Origin of the sequence: Bacillus kalamii, assembly GCF_047238185.1 — a bacterium.
In the GTDB taxonomy this organism is placed as follows: Bacteria; Bacillota; Bacilli; order Bacillales; family DSM-1321; genus Bacillus_AD.
The window spans coordinates 1,562,582-1,583,371 of sequence record NZ_JBDFMI010000001.1; the positions used below are offsets into that span (position 1 = coordinate 1,562,582).

Annotated in this window: 20 protein-coding genes; 17 read left to right on the top strand and 3 right to left on the bottom strand. The window is 41.2% G+C overall.

The annotated features are described in order from the left end of the window. Positions 1–75: 75 nt before the first annotated feature. Positions 76–2,235 (top strand): PAS domain-containing protein, encoded by a 2,160-nt coding sequence (locus ABC357_RS07860; RefSeq protein ID WP_412886967.1) that lies wholly within the window; start codon positions 76–78, stop codon positions 2,233–2,235. Positions 2,236–2,271: 36 nt separating this feature from the next. Here ABC357_RS07860 and ABC357_RS07865 read toward each other — a convergent pair whose 3' ends face one another. Next, positions 2,272–2,418: a hypothetical protein gene (locus ABC357_RS07865; RefSeq protein ID WP_412888691.1), complete on the bottom strand. Its 147-nt coding sequence runs from the start codon at positions 2,416–2,418 to the stop codon at positions 2,272–2,274. A 157-nt stretch (positions 2,419–2,575) separates the two neighbouring features. Here ABC357_RS07865 and ABC357_RS07870 point away from each other — a divergent pair, with 157 nt between their 5' ends. From ABC357_RS07870 to ABC357_RS07915, 10 genes are all read left to right on the top strand, one after another. Continuing rightward, entirely contained in the window at positions 2,576–2,860 is a 285-nt protein-coding gene (locus ABC357_RS07870) for a hypothetical protein (protein WP_412886968.1), read from the top strand. 174 nt (positions 2,861–3,034) lie between these two features. Then, entirely contained in the window at positions 3,035–4,228 is a 1,194-nt protein-coding gene (locus tag ABC357_RS07875; protein WP_412886969.1) for an MFS transporter, read from the top strand. A gap of 298 nt (positions 4,229–4,526) precedes the next feature. Next, positions 4,527–6,116 carry a malate synthase A gene (gene aceB, locus ABC357_RS07880; RefSeq protein WP_412886970.1) on the top strand — a complete coding sequence of 530 codons (1,590 nt, stop codon included), beginning with the start codon at positions 4,527–4,529 and terminating at the stop codon, positions 6,114–6,116. A 20-nt stretch (positions 6,117–6,136) separates the two neighbouring features. Continuing rightward, complete coding sequence (aceA, locus tag ABC357_RS07885; RefSeq protein ID WP_412886971.1) at positions 6,137–7,420, top strand: isocitrate lyase; 1,284 nt, start codon at positions 6,137–6,139, stop codon at positions 7,418–7,420. 70 nt (positions 7,421–7,490) lie between these two features. Then, positions 7,491–7,631, top strand: coding sequence for a protein YhfH (gene yhfH, locus ABC357_RS07890; protein WP_412886972.1), 141 nt, complete (start codon positions 7,491–7,493; stop codon positions 7,629–7,631). Positions 7,632–7,877: 246 nt separating this feature from the next. Next, positions 7,878–8,327, top strand: a complete 450-nt coding sequence (locus ABC357_RS07895) for a YueI family protein (protein WP_412886973.1) — start codon at positions 7,878–7,880, stop codon at positions 8,325–8,327. Between the two features lie 115 nt (positions 8,328–8,442). Then, positions 8,443–9,117, top strand: a complete 675-nt coding sequence (gene yknW / locus ABC357_RS07900; protein WP_412886974.1) for a YknW family membrane protein — start codon at positions 8,443–8,445, stop codon at positions 9,115–9,117. 109 nt (positions 9,118–9,226) lie between these two features. Next, positions 9,227–10,159 carry a manganese-dependent inorganic pyrophosphatase gene (locus ABC357_RS07905; RefSeq protein ID WP_412886975.1) on the top strand — a complete coding sequence of 311 codons (933 nt, stop codon included), beginning with the start codon at positions 9,227–9,229 and terminating at the stop codon, positions 10,157–10,159. Between the two features lie 148 nt (positions 10,160–10,307). After that, positions 10,308–10,622 (top strand): iron-sulfur cluster biosynthesis family protein, encoded by a 315-nt coding sequence (locus ABC357_RS07910; protein ID WP_412888612.1) that lies wholly within the window; start codon positions 10,308–10,310, stop codon positions 10,620–10,622. A 421-nt stretch (positions 10,623–11,043) separates the two neighbouring features. Next, a complete protein-coding gene (locus ABC357_RS07915; protein ID WP_412886976.1) occupies positions 11,044–12,132 on the top strand; it encodes a branched-chain amino acid aminotransferase in 1,089 nt (362 codons plus the stop codon). Positions 12,133–12,171: 39 nt separating this feature from the next. Here the strand turns inward: ABC357_RS07915 and ABC357_RS07920 are convergent, their stop codons facing one another. After that, positions 12,172–12,633, bottom strand: coding sequence for an RrF2 family transcriptional regulator (locus ABC357_RS07920; protein ID WP_412886977.1), 462 nt, complete (start codon positions 12,631–12,633; stop codon positions 12,172–12,174). Between the two features lie 165 nt (positions 12,634–12,798). Here ABC357_RS07920 and hmpA point away from each other — a divergent pair, with 165 nt between their 5' ends. Then, positions 12,799–14,019, top strand: coding sequence for an NO-inducible flavohemoprotein (hmpA, locus tag ABC357_RS07925; protein ID WP_412886978.1), 1,221 nt, complete (start codon positions 12,799–12,801; stop codon positions 14,017–14,019). Between the two features lie 59 nt (positions 14,020–14,078). Here the strand turns inward: hmpA and ABC357_RS07930 are convergent, their stop codons facing one another. Beyond that, positions 14,079–15,755: an L-lactate permease gene (locus ABC357_RS07930; protein WP_412886979.1), complete on the bottom strand. Its 1,677-nt coding sequence runs from the start codon at positions 15,753–15,755 to the stop codon at positions 14,079–14,081. A gap of 374 nt (positions 15,756–16,129) precedes the next feature. Here ABC357_RS07930 and ABC357_RS07935 point away from each other — a divergent pair, with 374 nt between their 5' ends. From ABC357_RS07935 to ABC357_RS07955, 5 genes are all read left to right on the top strand, one after another. After that, positions 16,130–16,858, top strand: coding sequence for a FadR/GntR family transcriptional regulator (locus ABC357_RS07935; RefSeq protein ID WP_412888613.1), 729 nt, complete (start codon positions 16,130–16,132; stop codon positions 16,856–16,858). A gap of 172 nt (positions 16,859–17,030) precedes the next feature. Continuing rightward, positions 17,031–17,750 (top strand): (Fe-S)-binding protein, encoded by a 720-nt coding sequence (locus tag ABC357_RS07940; RefSeq protein WP_412886980.1) that lies wholly within the window; start codon positions 17,031–17,033, stop codon positions 17,748–17,750. Between the two features lie 49 nt (positions 17,751–17,799). After that, the gene (locus ABC357_RS07945) at positions 17,800–19,227 is read left to right on the top strand and encodes a LutB/LldF family L-lactate oxidation iron-sulfur protein (protein WP_412886981.1); all 1,428 of its coding nucleotides are present in this window, start codon (positions 17,800–17,802) and stop codon (positions 19,225–19,227) included. Next, the gene (locus ABC357_RS07950) at positions 19,227–19,940 is read left to right on the top strand and encodes a LutC/YkgG family protein (protein ID WP_412886982.1); all 714 of its coding nucleotides are present in this window, start codon (positions 19,227–19,229) and stop codon (positions 19,938–19,940) included. Before ABC357_RS07945 ends, ABC357_RS07950 begins: the two co-directional genes overlap by 1 nt. A 91-nt stretch (positions 19,941–20,031) precedes the next feature. Beyond that, entirely contained in the window at positions 20,032–20,769 is a 738-nt protein-coding gene (locus ABC357_RS07955) for a Cof-type HAD-IIB family hydrolase (RefSeq protein ID WP_412886983.1), read from the top strand. Positions 20,770–20,790 lie beyond the last annotated feature (21 nt).

Here is a 20,790-nt window from a genome sequence, read left to right on the forward strand (position 1 = left end):
TATTGTTTATAAAAAACGATTTATCTATGAAGGGCACGCACTTTATGCCCGGTTTCTAGTGGAGATGACTGATTTATGATTGAAGATTTTTTATTATCTCTTAATCCGATCATCATTATGGTAGGGATTATGCTTACAAGTATGGCTGTATATACAGCACTGGATCTTTTCACCCATATGGAAGCCATGAAAGGCAGCAGGAAATTTATCTTTTTCGGCAGTACCTTTTCTTTGTCGATCGGTATTTGGATGATGGATTTTTTTGCTATTATGGCACTTGATATGTTAACGTCAGGCAATCATATTATTGCGATCCATTTCATTTCCATGGTCTGCAGTTTTGTTTTGACAGGTTGTGCACTTCTATTTATTGGGAAGTCTACGGAAATGAAGAGTCTGACGGTCGCTTCATTCATATTGGCATTTGCCGTTCTTTCGACTCACGTAATCGGTATGTTGGCAGTTGACATTCATCTGCGAATTAACATATGGTGGCTCGTTTTCTCCTATATGATTATATCGGCTATTATCTTATTTGCACTCATGCTTGTTTTTCATTCGAAGGAATATACTTCCTCACCGATGATTTATAAGACATTTGCGGCTTTTATGATTACGGGGGCAATTGGGCAGGGGCTGTTGCTTGTTATGAAAGCCTCCGTCAAAGAAGGAAATCAAGAAAACCTGTTATCCAATTTAACATTGAATGGTTATTGGCTTCCGTATATGGTCCTTTTTCTCTCTGTCGTTATTTTCACGGGTTTCGTCATTGCTTCGACGTATGCCAGCAATAAGATGCAAAAAAGCAAATTGTACGCTAATGATATCATGTCAGCCTTGGATGCTTCCTCTATAGTGGTCATTACTGATTCTAAAGGACGGATCACATATGTAAATGATTCTTTCGCATCTATCAGTAAATGTTCCAAGGAAGAACTAATAGGGTTGCAGCAGTATTCTTTGTACACCTATGGCCCAAAAGATGATATCTATGAAGAGATATGGCATACGATTAGTAAAGGGGAGATTTGGCAGGGGGAATTATGCAATACAGCAAAGGACGGCACTTTATATTGGCTGGATACGACCATTATTCCGTTCATTAACCGGCGCGGCCGACCATACCAATTCGTTTCCATCCATAAGGATATTACAGCGCAAAAGGAAGTTTCCAAAGAGCTGGAGGCAACGGTCAAGACTGTCCAGGATTATAAATATGCACTTGACCAATCCTCGATTGTAGCCATTACCGATTCACGCGGCATCATTACGACCGTCAATGATAATTTCTGCAAGATATCACAATACAGCAGGGAGGAATTGATTGGAAGCGACCATAGAATTTTGAATTCTGGATTCCATTCCAAGGAGTTCTTCAAAAATCTTTGGCGCACCATTGGGAATGGTCACGTGTGGAAGGGGGAAATCCGGAATCGGGCGAAAGACGGCACCAACTACTGGGTAGAAACAACGATCATCCCCTTTCTGAACCGTAATGGTAAGCCGTATCAGTATATTTCCATACGGAATGATATTACGGCGAAGAAAAAACAAGAGGAGCTGCTGCACCGCCAAGATAAATTATCCGCTTTAGGCCAGCTGGCGGCCGGGATTGCCCATGAAATCAGGAATCCTTTGACCAGCATGAGGGGATATACCGAATTTTTGCTCCAAGATGAAGAAAATGGAACGAAAAAGGAGCACCTTCAAATAGTCCTTGATGAAATACAACGTGTCAATGTGATAGTGGAGGAGTTTATGATGCTGGCAAAGCCAAAAGCGGACCATTTGGCCATCCATGATCTACTGCTTATCATTACAAATACCATATCTCTATTTGCGTACGAGGCGAAAAAGAAAAAAGTATCCATCTTACTTGATACAATGGAAGAAGAGGTTTTTCTCTTATGTGATGAAAACAGATTAAAGCAAGTCTTTCTCAATATGATAAAGAATGCTTTTGAGGCAATGCCGGATGGAGGAAAACTGACGGTTTCTGTACGCAGATTAAGCAAGACTGTAGAAATTGTCCTCAGGGATACAGGGATTGGCATGCCAGAAGAACAATTAAAAAAAATAGGGGATCCATTTTTTACGACGAAAGAAACTGGTACCGGCCTTGGGATGATGATTTGTTTTAAAATCATCGAAAACCATAAAGGAAAAATTGAAGTGGAAAGTGAAACGGAAAAGGGTACAGCGTTCACCATTACGCTGCCTCTGACTGCATCATAAAAAGAAAGCCGTGGATTGCGGCTTTCTTTTTTTTGCTTATTCTTTTTTTCGTTGCTTTTCTGTATATTCTTTCGCAATCAAAGCCTTGATTTCATTATATGTAAGCCCGGAATGAGCATTCAATTCCTTGACTTCATGTATGTCTGTTCCGGTAACTGTATACTTTTTATCTTCCATTGCCATGTATATGCCCCTTTCTTTAAGTATCGACTTTATTGGCATTGAACCTTGAGGTTAGTATATAGAAAACGAAAGGAAACATACTTGTAATATAAATAAGTGTTAAAAAACAGGAATTCGGGTAAATGATTAGCACAACAGTTAAGGGAGGAAATGAAAAATGAAATCAAGAAATTATGTGGCCATCGGCCTTGGTGTAGCCAGTGCGGTTGGAGTAACGACACTCTTGAAAAATAAAGAGACAAGAAATAAAGTAATGAATTTATATGTGGATACGAAAGATAAAGTCATCCACTTAATAGGAAAAGGGAAGCCTGTAACATACAGTGATGTGGTTCAAAAGGGAGGCAATCCCGATCCGTACGATATCCAGGACAATAAGATGGTCGATGAAGGCGCCATGTACAGTGTCCATTATTACAATGAAAATGAACAACAAAAATAATGTTTAAAAAAGGACTGTTTTCATAATGTGCTCCAAAAGCCAGAGTCAAACTCTTTGCTTTTGGGGGCCCATCAAGAACAGTCCTTTTTTTATGGTTTTTTCCATTAGAGCAACTAATAAAAAGCAGATACAAGGATATACTAACAGTACTATTGATGATAAAAGAGGATTTTCATGAAAAGCCAACAAACTGTCAGTAAATTATCCATTCTATCAATGGCGTCTATCCCGCTTGTAATGACGCTTGGTAACAGCATGCTTATTCCTTCACTGCCCATAATCGAGAAAGAACTCCATATCTCTTCTTTTTTTTCCAGCCTGTTGATTACTTCTTATTCAGTCGCTTCCATTATCCTTATACCGGTAGCCGGGTACCTTTCCGATTTATACGGGAGGAAAAAAGTCATTTTGCCTAGTCTTTTGTTCGTTCTACTTGGCGGTTTAATGGCTGCTCTTGCTTCATGGAAAATGGAAAATCCCTACTGGACAATCATCTTATCCAGAGTATTGCAGGGAATTGGCGCTGCCGGAGCTGCGCCCATCGTATTGCCGCTTGTAGGTGACCTTTATAAAAGGGATGAAGAGGCGAGCGCTGCATTAGGGATTATAGAAACAGCCAATACGTTCGGAAAAGTTCTTAGCCCCATTCTTGGTTCTGTTTTTGCGGCCCTTTTTTGGTTTTTGCCTTTTTATTTGATATCAGCTTTTAGCCTGATTTCATTTATCATGGTCCTTTTTTTTATAAAAACACCAAGAAAAAAAGCCAAAACAGTACCGTTAAACACTTTTGTAAAGAATACAAAGGATATTTTCCGGAGTGAAGGAAGATGGCTGAACACGTTATTCCTTATAGGCGGTTTTGTGATGTTCATCCTATTTGCCTTACAGGTGTATCTTTCAAACACACTAGAAAGCCAATTCCATTTAAATGGCGTGAAAAAAGGCTTTGTATTGGCCATTCCATTAATGGTTCTTTGTATTTGCTCGCTTGCAGGGGGCAAACTCATTAAGGGAGATAAGGAAAGGATGAAAAGATTGATTGTTGGCGGGCTGCTGCTTCAGGCGTTATCTTTATTCTTTTTTAGGGAATATGGATCTCTTATTCCTTTGCTGGTTGTCATATCAATCAATGGTGCAGCCATCGGATTGATTCTTCCGACCTTGGATGCCATGATTACTGAAAATATAGATAAGAATGCGAGGGGGATTATTACAGCTTTCTATAGTTCGGCCCGCTTTATTGGGGTGGCAGCAGGACCGCCTGCCATAGCCGTTTTATTGGGGAAGCCATTAGGGCTGATTAGCGCGTTTGCGGCTATTTTCACTTTATATTTAGTATGGCTTGCTTTGAAAAAAATCCAAATCTAATTCGACTGAGAGTTTTTTCTGACCAGAAAAAACTCTTTTTTAGTATTCCGAATGATGAATTGATACAATTTGTGTTATATAACATTGATACTTTTATCGTTCTGTTTATTGTGAATAGGTCAAAGAAATGTTGATTTGTGGGGATTTTTAGTGAAGTAAATTAAATCTGTATTTATTTTTTCTGATTTTTTAGAAAAAGGTAGTGACAAAATCATCCATATTGTTATACAATACAGAAGAGGAAAAATTACTGTATTATAACATATCAGGAAATATATTCTGAAGGAGATGAAAGACTATGAAAACAGAAGAAAAAAACCTTCAATTGAAAGGAGAGATATCTCCGGGATTCGAAGACATTTTAACAAAAGAAGCACTCGGATTTATTGAACAACTGGAAAGCCAGTTCGGGGAACGGCGGCGTACGTTAATGAATGAAAGGATGGCCATCCAACATTTGATTGACAGCGGAAAGAGACCTGCTTTTCTTGAAGAAACGAAGAAAATAAGGGAAGGTAATTGGACAGTTGGCCGTACGCCGAAGGATCTGCAGGACCGGCGGGTTGAAATTACCGGGCCAGTTGACAGAAAAATGATTATCAATGCACTCAATTCTGGGGCAAAGGTATTTATGGCAGATTTTGAAGATGCCAATTCCCCTACGTGGAAAAATTCAGTCGAAGGGCAGATCAACTTGAGGGATGCCATAAGAGGAACCATCGACTTCACAGCTCCGAATGGAAAACATTACTCTTTGAATAAGGAACATGCAGTATTGAAAATCCGGCCGCGGGGCTGGCATATGGAAGAAAAGCACGTCCTGTACAAAGGACAGCCAATATCAGCCAGCCTCTTCGATTTCGGGCTGTATTTCTTCCATAATGCAAAAGCATTGCTTCATCAAGGAAGCGGCCCTTATTTTTATCTCCCCAAAATGGAAAATCATCACGAAGCACGCTTATGGAATGACGTTTTTATCTATTCACAAAATTATATAGGAATTCCCCAAGGGACGATAAAGGCTACCGTTTTGATTGAGACGATCCTGGCAGCGTTTGAAATGGATGAAATCCTACATGAATTGAAAGAACATTCTGTCGGTTTGAATTGCGGCAGATGGGATTATATCTTCAGTTACATTAAAAAATTCCGCAACCATGAAGAAGTCATTCTTCCTGACCGGTCAGAAGTAACAATGACTGTTCCGTTTATGAGAGCTTATTCACAGCTAGCAATTAAAACTTGCCACCGAAGGAATGCACATGCAATCGGCGGGATGGCAGCACAAATTCCCGTTAAGAACAACCCTGAAAAGAACCAAATCGCCTTTGACAAAGTAAAAGCGGATAAGGAAAGGGAAGCGAAGGATGGACACGATGGATCCTGGGTGGCACATCCGGGAATGGTCCCAACAGTCTTGGACGTATTTAATGAACGGATGCCGGGTGCGAACCAAATTGACAGGAAGCGTGAAGATGTCCAAGTGACTGCTGACGATTTGCTGGAGGTGCCGAGCGGTTCGATCACTGAAGAAGGACTGCGGACAAATATTAATGTCGGAATCCAATATATAGCATCGTGGCTGAATGGAAAAGGGGCAGCTCCCATCAATCATTTAATGGAAGACGCGGCTACCGCAGAAATTTCGAGAGCACAGGTATGGCAGTGGATCCGTCATAAGAAAGGCATACTGTCAGATGGCCGAAAAGTAACGCATGATTTGGTCAAGGAGCTGCAGGAAGAAGAATTGAGAAACATTTTAAAGGCGCTAGGAACAGAGAAATATATGACTGGGAAGTATGAAGATGCTGGTTACATATTCCAGCAGTTGGTCGAACAAGATGACTTTGCCGAGTTTTTGACCATACCGGCTTATGAAAAACTATAACATTTTAGGAGGAAACGAAAATGAGAGAAGATAGAATCAGAGAGTTAAAGGAACAATGGCAAAATGAAAACCGTTGGGGTGGAATCACACGCCCATACACGGCTGAAGAAGTCATAAAATTAAGAGGCTCACTTGACATTGAATACACACTTGCACATAAAGGGGCAGAAAAACTGTGGAAGCTGGTTAACTCGGAAGACTATGTCAACGCCCTCGGCGCTTTAACAGGCAATCAAGCTATGCAACAAGTAAAGGCTGGTTTGAAGGCGATTTATTTGAGCGGATGGCAAGTAGCTGCAGATGCGAATTTATCCGGCAATATGTATCCTGACCAAAGCCTGTATCCTGCCAACAGTGTTCCTCAAGTGGTAAAAAGAATCAATCAGGCGCTTCAGCGTGCTGACCAGATTCATTTTATGGAAGGAAATGATGAGATAGATTGGTTTGCACCTATTGTGGCGGATGCAGAAGCAGGGTTTGGCGGACAATTGAATGTGTTTGAATTAATGAAGAGCATGATTGAAGCAGGTGCTTCAGGCGTTCATTTTGAAGATCAGCTCTCATCTGAAAAAAAATGCGGGCATTTGGGAGGCAAAGTATTGCTGCCTACTCAAACAGCTGTGAAAAACTTAATAGCAGCCAGGTTTGCTGCTGATGTTATGGGGGTGCCAACCGTGTTGATTGCCCGTACCGATGCAAATGCGGCTGATTTAATTACTAGCGATGTAGATGCCTATGATGCCGCATTCATCACAGGTGAAAGGACATCAGAAGGATTTTTCCGTACAAAAGCCGGAATAGACCAGGCTATCGCCCGCGGCCTTGCTTATGCCCCTTATGCGGATCTTATCTGGTGTGAGACGTCTGAACCGAATATTGATGAGGCAAGACAATTCGCCGAAGCCATCCATGCCCAATTCCCTGGCAAACTCTTGGCCTACAATTGTTCTCCATCTTTCAACTGGAAAGCCAAATTAGATGATGAAACGATAGCCAATTTCCAAAAGGAACTAGGAGAAATGGGATACAAATTCCAATTTGTCACATTGGCAGGCTTCCATTCGTTAAATCATGGCATGTTTGAGTTGGCAAGACAATATAAAGACAGAGGGATGGCTGCCTACTCGGAATTGCAGCAAGCTGAATTCGCAAGCGAAACATTCGGCTACTCTGCCACACGCCATCAACGAGAGGTTGGAACAGGATATTTTGATGAAGTAGCTACAGTTGTTTCAGGGGGCACGTCCTCTACAACCGCATTGAAGGGATCTACAGAAACGGAGCAGTTCCAAGGAGCAAAGTAATAATCATATAGCTGGAAAAGGCGCGCTCTTTGAATATCAAAGAGCGCGAAAATAAAAAGGAGGAAAAAGGATGAAAAACAGAATCGAATCAACCTATTTTAAAATTTCCACAGAAAAAAAGTGCCCGGAATGCGGTGCAATCATCCATATGAGCCAGGAATGCTACTTGATGGAATGTGACAGATGTTTAGCGAAAAAGCAAGAATCCTAAGGCGGGGCTATTGTCCCGTCTTTTTTTTGTGTTTAAACAAGCCAATCACTCTCGATTCCCTTACAAATCGCAGAAAGTTTCTGTTATTTCCAATAAAAAACACTTGCGGCCTTTTTCCTTCCATATAATAATCGGTGTTGAGAAATAAAGGAAATGGGTAAGCTATCAACAGTATAATATGAACCCGTAAAAGCAATTGACATATTATAAAACTGATATAACGTCCCACGAAGAGGAGGAATCCTGATGGCAAAAAAAAGTGTAGATGATTATCTGGACCAAGGTATACACGGTGTAAAGGAAATCAATCCAGAAGAAAGGAGGAAATTTCTTGGCACATTGCGTGAGCGTATTGTCTTGGCAATGACATTGGACCAAGTTCGGGAAAAACAGGTTTATGAACAGGCTGCCGCCGCTATCAAGGACCATAAAGGAGCAACGTTATACCTTAACGGCGAGGTATCTTATGAGGACCTTTCAAAATACATCAAAATCGCCCAAGCTAATCAGGTAACGTTCACAATTGTCAACAACCAAGAGCATATAACTGAAATCGGCTTGGTGTTAGCTTACCATCATGCAGTCGATCAAGAGGATATTTATTTAGTAAAGGGAAAACCGTTCCAATTGGACTCCCAGGATAAAAAAATGGAGAAAAAAGAAGGGTTTTCACTATTCAAGTGGTGGAAAAACTAAATTAACCTATTCATTGAGATGGAATTCATATATAGTTTTATATATGGATTTCCATCTTTTTTAGGAGGGCATCCATGTTGATAATTCTGAATAGATAGAATGAAGGAGTGGTTGGATGAAAATGAGCCCTGTGGAAGCGCCGCAAGAAATAAAAAATGGACCTAAACCGAATATGTTCTCTATTATTAATAAACCGAAAGAATTATTCGGACGTGTCCGTTCTAATCCTAAAATATGGGTTCCTCTTTTGATTATTTCATTGATCAGTGCGGTTGGAGCCATGCTTACAATTGACCAAGATGGGATCTTGTCCATGATATCAGAACAAGGCGGAATGAAATTATCCGCCGCCGAAAAAAGTGCAATTGCAGGTGTCACCACTGTTGTTGGCATAATTGGAGGATTCCTTTCTCCAGCACTAGGTTCGCTTATTAATTCAATTGTGTATATGATTGTTTCGAAGATCATCGGAGCAAGTGTGACATTTAAGCAGCTCTTTTCTATGTGTGTACATATTTCATTAATCAGTGCATTAGGTGCATTAATTAACGGCCTAATCCTGTCTGTGTTCCATTTGAGCGGTACTGGTTGGGTAACAAGCATTTCTTATTATTTAGGGGGAAATGGCGACTTCCTGAATTCTGTAGAATTGTTTTCGATCTGGGGGTTGGCACTGACGGCGATCGGATTGCAGGTCACTGCAGGTTTTTCGAAAAAAGTGGCATGGGGAGTACCTGTTGCGTTATTTATTATCGGCCTATTATTCAGTTATATGTCTAAAGGGATATAAACACGGTTTTCATGTTTATTTTATTTTAGGTGAACCACTAAATATGGTAGAATGACAATGTTGATGAACTGTTCATCATTATCGTGAGTTTTAAGGAGAGATTGTTACAATGGAAAAAGTTTTCGTTTTTGGGCATAAGAACCCGGATACTGATACAATATGCTCAAGTATCGTTTATGCGGATTTAAAAAAACAATTGGGAATGGATGCGGAAGCTGTCCGTCTTGGTGAAGTGAACGCGGAAACCCAATATGCTTTAGACCACTTTAAGGTTGCAGCGCCGAAATTGATTGAAAAAGCGTCCGACGAAGTAAAGTCAGTTATTTTAGTCGACCATAATGAACGCCAGCAAAGCGTGGAAGATATCGATCAAGTTTCAGTCAAGGAAGTAATCGACCATCACCGTATTGCTAATTTTGAAACAAGTGATCCTTTATATTACCGTGCTGAACCGGTTGGATGTACAGCTACTATCCTTTTAAAGATATTTAAAGAGAAAGGTGTAAAAGTATCGCAACAAAATGCAGGGCTAATGCTTTCAGCTATTATTTCGGATTCATTATTATTTAAGTCTCCTACATGTACAGAAGAAGACATTGCGGCTGCAAAAGAACTTGAGGCGATTGCTGGTGTAGATTCCGCACAATATGGATTGGAAATGCTTAAAGCAGGTGCCGACCTTTCGGATAAAACATGCCAACAGTTGATCAGCATTGACGCAAAAGAATTCCCAATGGGAAATTATAAGGTAGAAGTTGCCCAAGTGAATGCAATTGATGTGAATGAGGTAATGTCACGCCAAGGAGAGCTAGAGCAAGCGATTTTCCCAGTCATTGAAGAGAAAGGACTGGATCTGTTCTTATTGGCTGTAACCGATATTCTGAATAGCGACAGCACTGTACTCGCTCTTGGACGAGAGGCTGTAGCAGTTGAAGAGGCATATAACGTAAGATTAGAAAATGGTGTGGCTGTATTGAAAGGCGTTGTTTCACGCAAGAAACAAATTGTTCCTATTCTCACAGATATTTTATCGGCAAAATAATGAAAGCAGGTGTGAAAACACCTGTTTTTTTCTTTTTCACAAGCAAGTGAAAGCGGAGGTCCAAGGGGCTATGCAAACTTTTTCCTTAGGAAAGCGTATCGTGCTACAATCAACATATAGTTGAGAAGGGGGTGGCATTGTGAAAATTATGTGGGACCAAGAAGCGGAAGAACAGATAACAAAAATGACGGATGGCAAACAGGGTTACCTTAAACTCATCTATGATAATGAGGACTGCGGATGCAGTGATGGAGTGACCACTCTTTGGTTCATTGCAGATCCGGAGGGAAATGAAATCCAGATTGAAACATCAGTTGGGCCTTTATTAGTGGACAAGGACCAATTGACATACCTGGAAGAAGATATGCAGATTGTGTGGGTTCCTGATTTCAATAGTTTCCGTTTAAAAACAAATGATGGGATTATTAATCCGTTCATGAAGTTTTATAATTGGGTAAAATAAATGGTGTGCTCCCCTCATGAATATAGAGCATCCTATGAATGCAGTGGGAGGAAAGAAACTTTGTGATATCATAATGACATGAATAAAGCCGTGATGTGAATCAAGTTGAATAATCGGCTTTTTCTTTTTGCGGTATACATACTGTTGATGGCTTAAGCGGGTTGCTTTTTAAAATAATGGCCTAAAACGGTTTATAGATAATTTTGCATAAGTGATACACATTCATTCGTTATGTTGGTATAATATAATGAATAGTTGAGTGTTTTTTCTCCTATATACATACTACTGTTCTTTTTAAGAGGAATTTCTACTTTTTTTGTTTTTCCCCTTGATACATGCTCTACGTAGGAGTAAAATTAAATTTATCATATTTTTCTGATAATTTAGCACTTTACAGTCAATAAGCAAAGGAGACATAAATATGAGTAAGAATACTATCGAAGTTTTGCTTAGCAATGAACGAAAAGAAAAACCCCAGGATGATACATTGCAATTCGGAAAGGTTTTTACTGACCATATGTTTGTAATGGATTATACAGAGGGAATAGGATGGCACGATCCACAAATCATTCCTTATCAACCGATCACCCTCGATCCGGCTTGCATGGTGTTCCATTATGGACAAACGGTTTTTGAAGGCCTAAAGGCTTACCGTACGAAGGACGGAAGAATTGTTTTGTTCAGACCTGAAAAAAACTTTGAGCGTTTGAACCAATCAAACGACCGGATGTGCATTCCTCAATTCGATGAAGAGCTGGCACTTGAAGGACTTAAAAGGTTGATTGAAATCGAAAAAGACTGGGTTCCCCATTCCTCGGGCACTTCACTGTATATCCGTCCATTCATCATTGCGACTGAACCATTCCTCGGTGTGTCAGCTTCTGACCGCTATAAGTTTATGATTATCCTTTCTCCGGTAGGGGCCTATTACAAAGGCGGAATCAATCCGGTTAAAATCACCGTAGAGAATGAATATGTGCGTTCTGTAAAAGGCGGCACCGGCACAGCTAAAACTGGAGGCAATTATTCTGCGAGCCTAAAAGCCCAAGAAGTTGCAGCCAAAAATGGTTCTTCCCAAGTGCTTTGGTTAGATGCATTGGAGAAAAAATACGTCGAAGAAGTCGGCGCCATGAATATTTTCTTTAAGATTAATGGTGAGGTCGTAACCCCGATGCTGAATGGCAGCATTCTTCCTGGTGTTACTAGAAATTCCATTATTGAATTACTGAAGCATTGGAATATCCCTGTATCGGAGCGCCGGGTTAGCATCGAAGAAATATTCGAAGCCCATGAAAACGGGAAGTTGGAAGAAGTATTTGGCACCGGAACTGCTGCAGTCATTTCTCCTGTTGGGGAATTGTCATGGGGAGATAGAGAAATTGTCATCAACGAGAATAAAACGGGAGAATTATCATTGCGTTTGTATGATACATTGACCGGCATCCAAAACGGAGATATTGAAGATCCGTTCAACTGGGTACAAGAGGTGGAAATGCATACTTATGCATAATAAATAGACAAATGAAAGGATGAAGCCTTTGGACGGGCTTCATCCTTTTTCTGTGCCTGGTATTTCTCCAGTCCGTTGCATATATTGCAGTAATTGCCCTTTATTTTTGGTGATATCCTCTAATGAATAAGCATCCAACACCTGAAAGAACGATTTGAGAGCTTGATTCAATACACCCTTCAATGAACAGACAGGGGTGATGGGACAGCTATCATGCCCCCCGGAAAAGCATTCAACGATATAAAAATCCTCTTCGGTTTTTCTCACAAGTTCCCCAATATTGATATCTTTAGGCTGTTTGGCAAGCTTCATACCGCCGTTTCTGCCTCTAAGGGTTTCTATATAGCCCATTTTTCCGAGTTGATGGGTGATTTTCATTAGATGGTTTTTACTAATCCCATAAGCATCAGCAATTTCTTGTATTTGGACGACTTGTCCATCATGTATTGTCAAGTAGAGTAATACTCTAATGGAATAGTCACTAAAGTTTGTAAGTCTCATCCGTATCTCCTCGCCGCTATTATTTCTGTCTCCATATTATCACAGGATCGTCAAATTTCACAGATTTGGAACAAAAGATGTATTTAAAATATTGCTTTTAGGAAAGAGATGGTTATAATAAAAGATGTATTTAATATACTTCTTTAAAACAAAGGGGATCTTAACATGTTATCACAACAAACAATTGACATTGTAAAATCAACTGCTCCTGTCCTTGAGGTAAAAGGGAAGGACATTACTACAGCTTTCTACAGAAATTTATTTGTTTCACATCCAGAATTATTGAATATTTTCAATCATGCAAACCAGGAAAAGGGAAGACAACAGACTGCTTTGGCCAATACGGTCACTGCAGCTGCCCATTATATCGATCAATTGGACGTATTGCTTCCTGCTGTTAAACAAATTGCGCATAAACACCGCAGCCTACTGGTTGCACCTGAGCATTACCCGATTGTCGGCGAGCACCTGCTGGGAGCGATCAAAGAGGTTTTAGGCGATGCAGCAACCGATGAAATTCTACATGCATGGGGAGAAGCTTATGGTGCAATTGCAGATGTCTTCATCACTGTCGAAAAGGAAATGTACGAAGACGCTGCCGGCCAGCCCGGCGGATGGAAAGGCCATAAAGATTTCGTCATAAGCAAAAAAGAAGAAGAAAGCGAGCTAATCACTTCCTTCTATTTAAAGCCAGCGGACCGTTCTGCCCTGCCTACATTCATTCCGGGACAATATATTACAGTGACTTTGCATATTCCTGGTGAGACATACAGCATGAACCGCCAATACAGTTTAACAAATGCACCGGGAGAGGATTATTTCCGCATTTCAGTCAAAAAAGAAAAAACAGAAGGAAATCCTGAAGGGAAGGTTTCCAATTATCTGCATGATTCAATGAATGAAGGAGACAAAATCCAACTGACTGCACCTGCTGGCGATTTCACGCTAGAAGCCGGCCATCAAGGGCCTATTTCCTTTATCTCTGCCGGAGTTGGCATCACTCCTTTCATGAGCATGCTCAATTCGCTGAATAAAGATCAGTTTACTGATGAAATCATATTGCTTCATGCCAGCAAGAATAAAAAGGTTCAGGCATTTGCCGATGAAATTGAACAATTGGCTAAAGAACTTCCTAATCTATCCTATACGTTCTATCATGACGGTGAAGAACTAGTGGATAATGGCGAATCACATCATATAAATGGAAGAATGACAGAAGATGTTTTATCAAAATTGCCGACTGGCCATCGTTTTTATGTATGCGGCCCTGTAGGGTTCATGCAATTTGCAGTGGCAGCCCTGTTGAAAAAAGGTGTACAGGAAGAGCAAATCCATTTCGAATTCTTCGGCCCAGCAATGGATATCCAAGAACAGCCGGCTGTTTAATGGAAAGAAGAGCATAAAAAGGAAGCGAAGGCTTATACGCCTTCGCTTTTTTTCTATATTTATGGGACCATCCATGATAACACGTTGCTCTGCAGGAACGTAATGATCCCGACTAATATGAGCAGGAATATACTGTGTTTTAATGTGAAACGCAGAAGCTCGGACTCTTTGCCTGCAAGCCCTACTGCGGCGCATGCAACCGCGATCGACTGCGGCGAAATCATTTTGCCGGTAACTCCACCGGATGAATTTGCGGCCAATGCCAATATTGGCTCCATGCCTATCCCATTTGCTGTAACTTGCTGCAAGGTGGCGAACAAAACATTCGCCGATGTGTCCGAACCTGTAATGAAAACGCCAAGCCATCCAAGGAAAGGCGAAAAGAATGGGAAAAGCATCCCTGTTTTTGCCAAAGTCATCCCGAGTGTTGTCGTCATCCCTGCGGCATTAAGAACATAGGCAAATGCGACAACAGATGTAATGGTCAAAATAGGGAATTTCAATTCATTCAAAGTTTCGAAGAATGTCTTTATCCAGTCTTTGAAAGAGATTTTGACTATGAATTTTGTGATGATGGCTGAAATAAGGATCGCTGTTCCTGCAGCGGCTAAAAGTTCTAGCTTATATAAGGCGGCAATCGGCTCGCCAATCGCATTCAATATCAAGTTATTCAAGAATGGCACCTCCGGCATGAATGTAAGGGCGTGCCCAATCTTGTTGATTGTATGTAAGATGATGTTGCTGCCTTCATAGTGGCCGGCTAAAGCCTGCTTGATTGTAGGTATCCCCCATATTGAAATCATGATGGTAAGAACAAGGAAAGGAGACCATGCTTTGAATATTTTGCCCCCTGAATAAGAAGATTCGGTCACATCCGAAGCTGCAGTTGCTTCTTTTTCATGCTTAAAGCGGTAGATCGATTTTGGCTTCCAAAATTTCAGGAAGACAGCTAGCGCTACTAAAGAAACGAGCGCCGATAAAACATCCGGCAGCTCAGGCCCAAGGAAGTTCGATGTTACATACTGCGTTAATGAAAATGAAATGCCAGAGACAAGAATGGCAGGCAGCACTTCCATTGTTTTTTTCCAGCCCACCATTATCATGACTAGATAGAACGGAATAAAGACCGATAGGAATGGCAATTGGCGCCCGACCATTTTGGATATTTCCAGAGCAGGTATCCCTGTCGGCCCCTCCATTGCTGTAATCGGAATGCCGATAGCCCCAAATGCAACCGGAGCTGTATTGGCAAGAAGGCATAGCCCTGCTGCATAAAGCGGATTAAACCCTAATCCAACCAGTAAAGCAGCCGAGATGGCGACGGGTGCACCAAATCCTGCAGCTCCTTCCAGGAAGGCACCGAAAGAGAAGGCGACTAAAAGTGCTTGAAGCCTCCGGTCTTCTGTAATAGTAAGGACAGATGAACGGATGATATCAAATTGTCCGGTTTTAACGGTTAATTTATAGAGGAAAACGGATGTAATGATGATCCACCCAATTGGAACGATCCCATATACACCGCCCTGTGTAGCAGACATCACCGCTTTGCCGACAGGCATTTTCCATGCGGCAACAGCGACGATAATGGCAACGAGCAATGTCAACAGACCGGCTGTATGCCCTTTCATTCTTTTGATCGCAAGCGCCCAAAAGAAAAAGAGAATAGGTATAAGTGCAACGATGGCTGAGCCATATAATGAATCCATCACTGGTGTGAAATTTTGTGTCCAAGTCAATAACAACATCCCCTTTGTTTAACATTGAAACGATCCAAAATGCAGTGTGTTCAATGGATATCCCGATCCATTTACTTTATATGCAGCTTTACTGGCAACCCCCTTTTAAAGCCTGCTTGCATATTTTGGTAAGCCCTTACATAACTATGGTGGTAAGGTCATATGATGACTATATGACAAGATGACTATATTTGTAACTCATTATATGTTACAGTTTTATCGAAATGCAATCATAATTTTACATTTTTTGAATAAAGAGAAAAATATACTAATATTTATCCAATTCCAAAAAGCTGTTTGAAATGACAAAACCTTAAGGATGATTGTAAAATTAAATTTCCAGTATGAATGAAGCGGGGTTACGTATAATGGCGATTGAATATAAAGTAATAAAACCAAGAAAGCTATATGAAGAAGTAGCGGAGAATATCCATTCGATGATTCGAGATGGCGAGTTGAAGCCAGGGGATAAATTGGATTCTGTCCAGCAGCTGGCCGAAAACTTCCACGTCGGAAGATCCGCCATTCGAGAAGCACTAAGTGCCTTACGGGCAAAGGGATTAGTAGAGATGAAGCAGGGGGAAGGCACCTATGTCAAGCAGTTTGATGCCAGTACAATCGACTTCTCATTTTCATCTGCTGTCTTAATGAATAAAGAAGATGTTGTCCATTTGTTGGAAGTAAGAAAGGCAGTTGAAGTGGGTGCTGCGCGATTGGCTGCCCGAAACCGTAATGAGGAAGACTTGGAAATGTTGGGCCTTATTTTAGAGGAAATGAAGGATGCGTTCGGTAATGATAAGCGAGAGGAAGAAACGGATATTGCATTCCATCTGGCCATATCTAAGGCCACCCAAAATCCGATGATGTACCAATTGATGCAGAATGTTTCGGACATGATGAGTCTCAATATGAAAGAAACACGGAAGATCTGGCTTTATTCAAATGAAACAACCATTGAAACGTTGTATGAAGACCATGCGGCCATTACAGAGGCTATCACTGCGAAAGATGAAAAATTGGCGGAAACGATGATGTTTAATCATTTAACCGTTGTCGAAAAAAACATGTCTTTATATTACAACGATCGATTATCAGAACAATGAAAAGGCGGAATATTTCCGCCTTTTATGTATTTTGCTCGTAAAAATCTCGAAGATATGTTAAATTAATGCAATAAGTGTTCCTTATTAAGGTTCTTATGGATGAATATTACTTTATTTATTCAAGTCATCAGATGACCTGTTATCTAAAGTTTCATGAAGGAGTGAGAAAAAGATGAAAGTAACACTTTTTGCCACTTGTTTAGTGGATATGTTCAACACTTCTACAGGAAAAGCAACTGTTGAATTATTGGAACGCCTTGGCTGCGATGTGGAATTTCCAGAAACTCAGGTATGCTGCGGCCAGCCTGCTTATAATAGCGGCTATGTGAAGGAATCGAAAGAGGCTATGAAAAAAATGATCAATACTTTCGTGGACAGTGAATATGTAGTCACACCATCCGGTTCATGCGCCACTATGTTCAAGGAATATCCCAAGCTATTTGTAGATGAACCAAAATGGCTCACAAAAGCTGAAGAATTGGCAGGAAAGACGTATGAATTAACACAATTCATTGTAGATGTATTGAAAGTGGAAGATGTAGGTGCATCGCTAAAAGGAAAAGCTACAGTCCATGCTTCTTGCCATATGACACGATTGCTCGGTGTTAAAGATGCACCAATGACTTTGCTGAAACATGTAAAAGGGCTAGAAGTACTCCCTTTGAAAAATGTCCAAAATTGTTGTGGTTTCGGCGGTACTTTTTCGGTGAAAATGGGTAAAATTTCTGAACAGATGGTAGATGAAAAAGTGTGCCATGTAGAAGAAACTGAGGCTGATATTTTAATAGGCGCAGATGCAGGCTGCCTTATGAATATCGGAGGGAGAATGGAAAGGACAGGAAAGGAAATAAAGGTTATGCATATTGCTGAAGTATTGAATTCCCGAAGCTAAGGAAGTTGAAAGCGCTTAATATTATTTTTGGAAGAGGGAGTGAATATGTATGGCTATGAAAATAGGGACTGAGGCATTCGGCCAGCGTGTAGACAAAGGCTTGGAAAATCAATTCATGAGAGCTGCTGTTTCTTCTGCACAAGAAAGCCTCCATGAAAGACGGCTGACAGCTGCTGAAGAATTAGGCAATTGGGAAGAGTGGCGTTCCCATGCGGAGGAAATTCGCCAGCATGTATTGGAAAACCTGGATTATTATTTATTTCAATTGAGCGAAAATGTTTCTTCGCTTGGCGGCCATGTGTTTTTTGCAGAAACACCTGAAGAAGCATCCGATTATATTAAAGAAATCGCTATACGTAAACATGCGAAAAAAATTGTGAAATCTAAATCGATGGTGACGGAAGAAATCAACTTGAATCAAATATTAGAGTCAGTCGGTTGTGAAGTGGTCGAAAGTGACCTAGGGGAATATATTCTGCAAATCGATGACCACGATCCGCCATCCCATATTGTGGCCCCGGCATTACATAAGAATAAAGACCAAATTGCCGATGTATTCCGTAAACGATTGGAATACACAAAATCTTCCAACCCTGATGAACTGACCTCGCATGTCCGTGGGATTTTGCGAAAAGAGTTCCTGGCGGCAGATATTGGCGTTACTGGCTGTAACTTTGCCATTGCGGAAACAGGTTCCATCAGTCTAGTAACAAATGAAGGGAACGGGCGAATGGTCACTTCATTGCCAAAGACACAAATAGCCGTTATGGGAATGGAACGGATTGTACCTTCACATGAGGAATGGGAAGTGTTGGTCAGCATGTTGACTAGAAGTGCTGTAGGACAACGCCTGACCAGCTATATTACTGCAATAACTGGCCCAAAGTTAATGGATGAAGTGGATGGAGCGGAAGAGTTTCATTTAGTTATTGTGGATAATGGCCGCTCCAACATTCTTGGTACTGCTTTTCAACCGGTCCTTCAATGTATTAGATGTGCAGCCTGTGTCAACGTTTGCCCAGTTTATCGCCACATCGGCGGACATTCATACGGCAGCATTTATTCAGGCCCGATCGGCGCGGTCTTATCCCCATTGCTGGGAGGTTATGAGGAATACAAGGAATTGCCTTATGCATCTACTCTTTGCGGTGCCTGTACAGACGCTTGTCCGGTAAAAATACCCTTGCATGAACTTCTTCATGAACACCGCAGGGTGATTGTCGAGCAAGAAGGAAAAGCGCCAATTTCGGAAAAATTGGCGATGAAAGCGTTTGGCCTGGGGGCAGCCTCTCCGATGCTCTATAAATTAGGCAGCAAAATTGCGCCGGCAGCAATGAGCCCGTTCACGAAAGAAGACAAGATATCTAATGGGCCCGGCCCATTAAAGGCATGGACCCAAATAAGGGAATTTCCCGCACCGAATAAGGAGAGATTCCGTGATTGGTTCAAAAACCGGGAGAAGGGGGATGGCGAATAATGGGAGGCACTATTCAAAATCGAGATGCTTTTCTGGATAAAATTGCAGCCAATCTTGGAAGAGAGCGAAAAAAAAAGATTGACAAGCCAGAGTATAAACACAATCCACAGTCATCATTATATGAAGGCTGGTCAACTGAACAGTTGATGCATATGTTCAAAGAACACTGCGCGAAAATCCATACAGATTACTACAGTACAACTAAAAAAGACCTTGATGGACAATTAAGGGAAGCAATAACCACTTTTGGAGGCGGACCGATCATCATTGGCGATGATGACCGCTTTACGGAGTATGGATGTGACCCCTTATTGCAAAGTTTGCCTGCCGAAGGTATACCCGTCTATAAATGGGATCCTGAAATGGGAGAGGAAAATATCCTTTTGGCGGAAAAAGCGAATATCGGCATAAATTTCAGCGAAATCACTTTAGCTGAGTCAGGGACGGTCGTATTGTTTTCTTCCCCTAAAATCGGCAGATCCATTTCTTTGTTGCCGACGACTTTTATCGCTATTATTCCTAAAAGCACGCTTGTGCCAAGGATGACGCAAGCGGCAAAACGGATTAAAGCATATACGGCACAAGGGAAAACGGTCCCGGCATGCATCAATTTCATAACAGGGCCGAGCAACTCGGCGGATATTGAGATGAATTTAGTTGTCGGCGTGCATGGTCCGGTTAAGGCGGCTTACATTGTAGTTGAAGACTGCTAGAAAAGAGTCTTTATGAGCAGTATAGTCAATAAAAGGTTCTCCGCAAGGTATAATGAACGGTATACGGATATAGCAAGGAGGATTATGTTTATTGGATAAGGACATTAAACTGGTAGCGTTGGACATGGATGGGACCGTACTGAATAATGAAGGGGTCATTTCAGCTGAAAATGCGAATGCAATACAATTGGCCCAAGAAAGAGGGGTAACGGTTGTCTTTAGCACAGGAAGAACATATATGCGCTGTATAGATTTCGCCAAATCATTGAACTTATCTTCCTATTTAATAACTGTCAATGGCAGTGAAATCTGGGATGGAAATGGGGAACTGGTTGAGCGTGTACACATGCCCCATGAATCAATGGCTTGGATGTGGAATCTGGCAAAGAAGCATCAAATTCCCTTTTGGGCGGTCGGCCATGATGGGATATGGGACAATAAAATGCCTGAAGATTTAACATCTACTGAATGGATGAAAATCCGCTTTGAATTTGCCGAAGAGGAACTTAAAAGATCTGTTATGGAGGCAATTCATCAAAAAGGCGGTTTCGAAGTCAGCAATTCAAGCCCTAGCAATCTCGAAGTGAATATGTTCGGGGTGGATAAAGCGAAAGCAATCCAAAAAGTGTGCGGATTATTGGATATATCAATGGATGAAGTGATGGCAATGGGCGATAGTCTGAATGACCTAGCGATGATTAAACAAGCGGGTCTTGGCATAGCGATGGGGAATGCTCAAGAGGCAGTGAAGGAACAAGCTGATTGGGTTACAGCAGCCAATGACCAAAACGGGGTGTCCGTTGCCCTTCATAATTGGATTTTATCATAAAAAATAGCCATTCGAAATGAA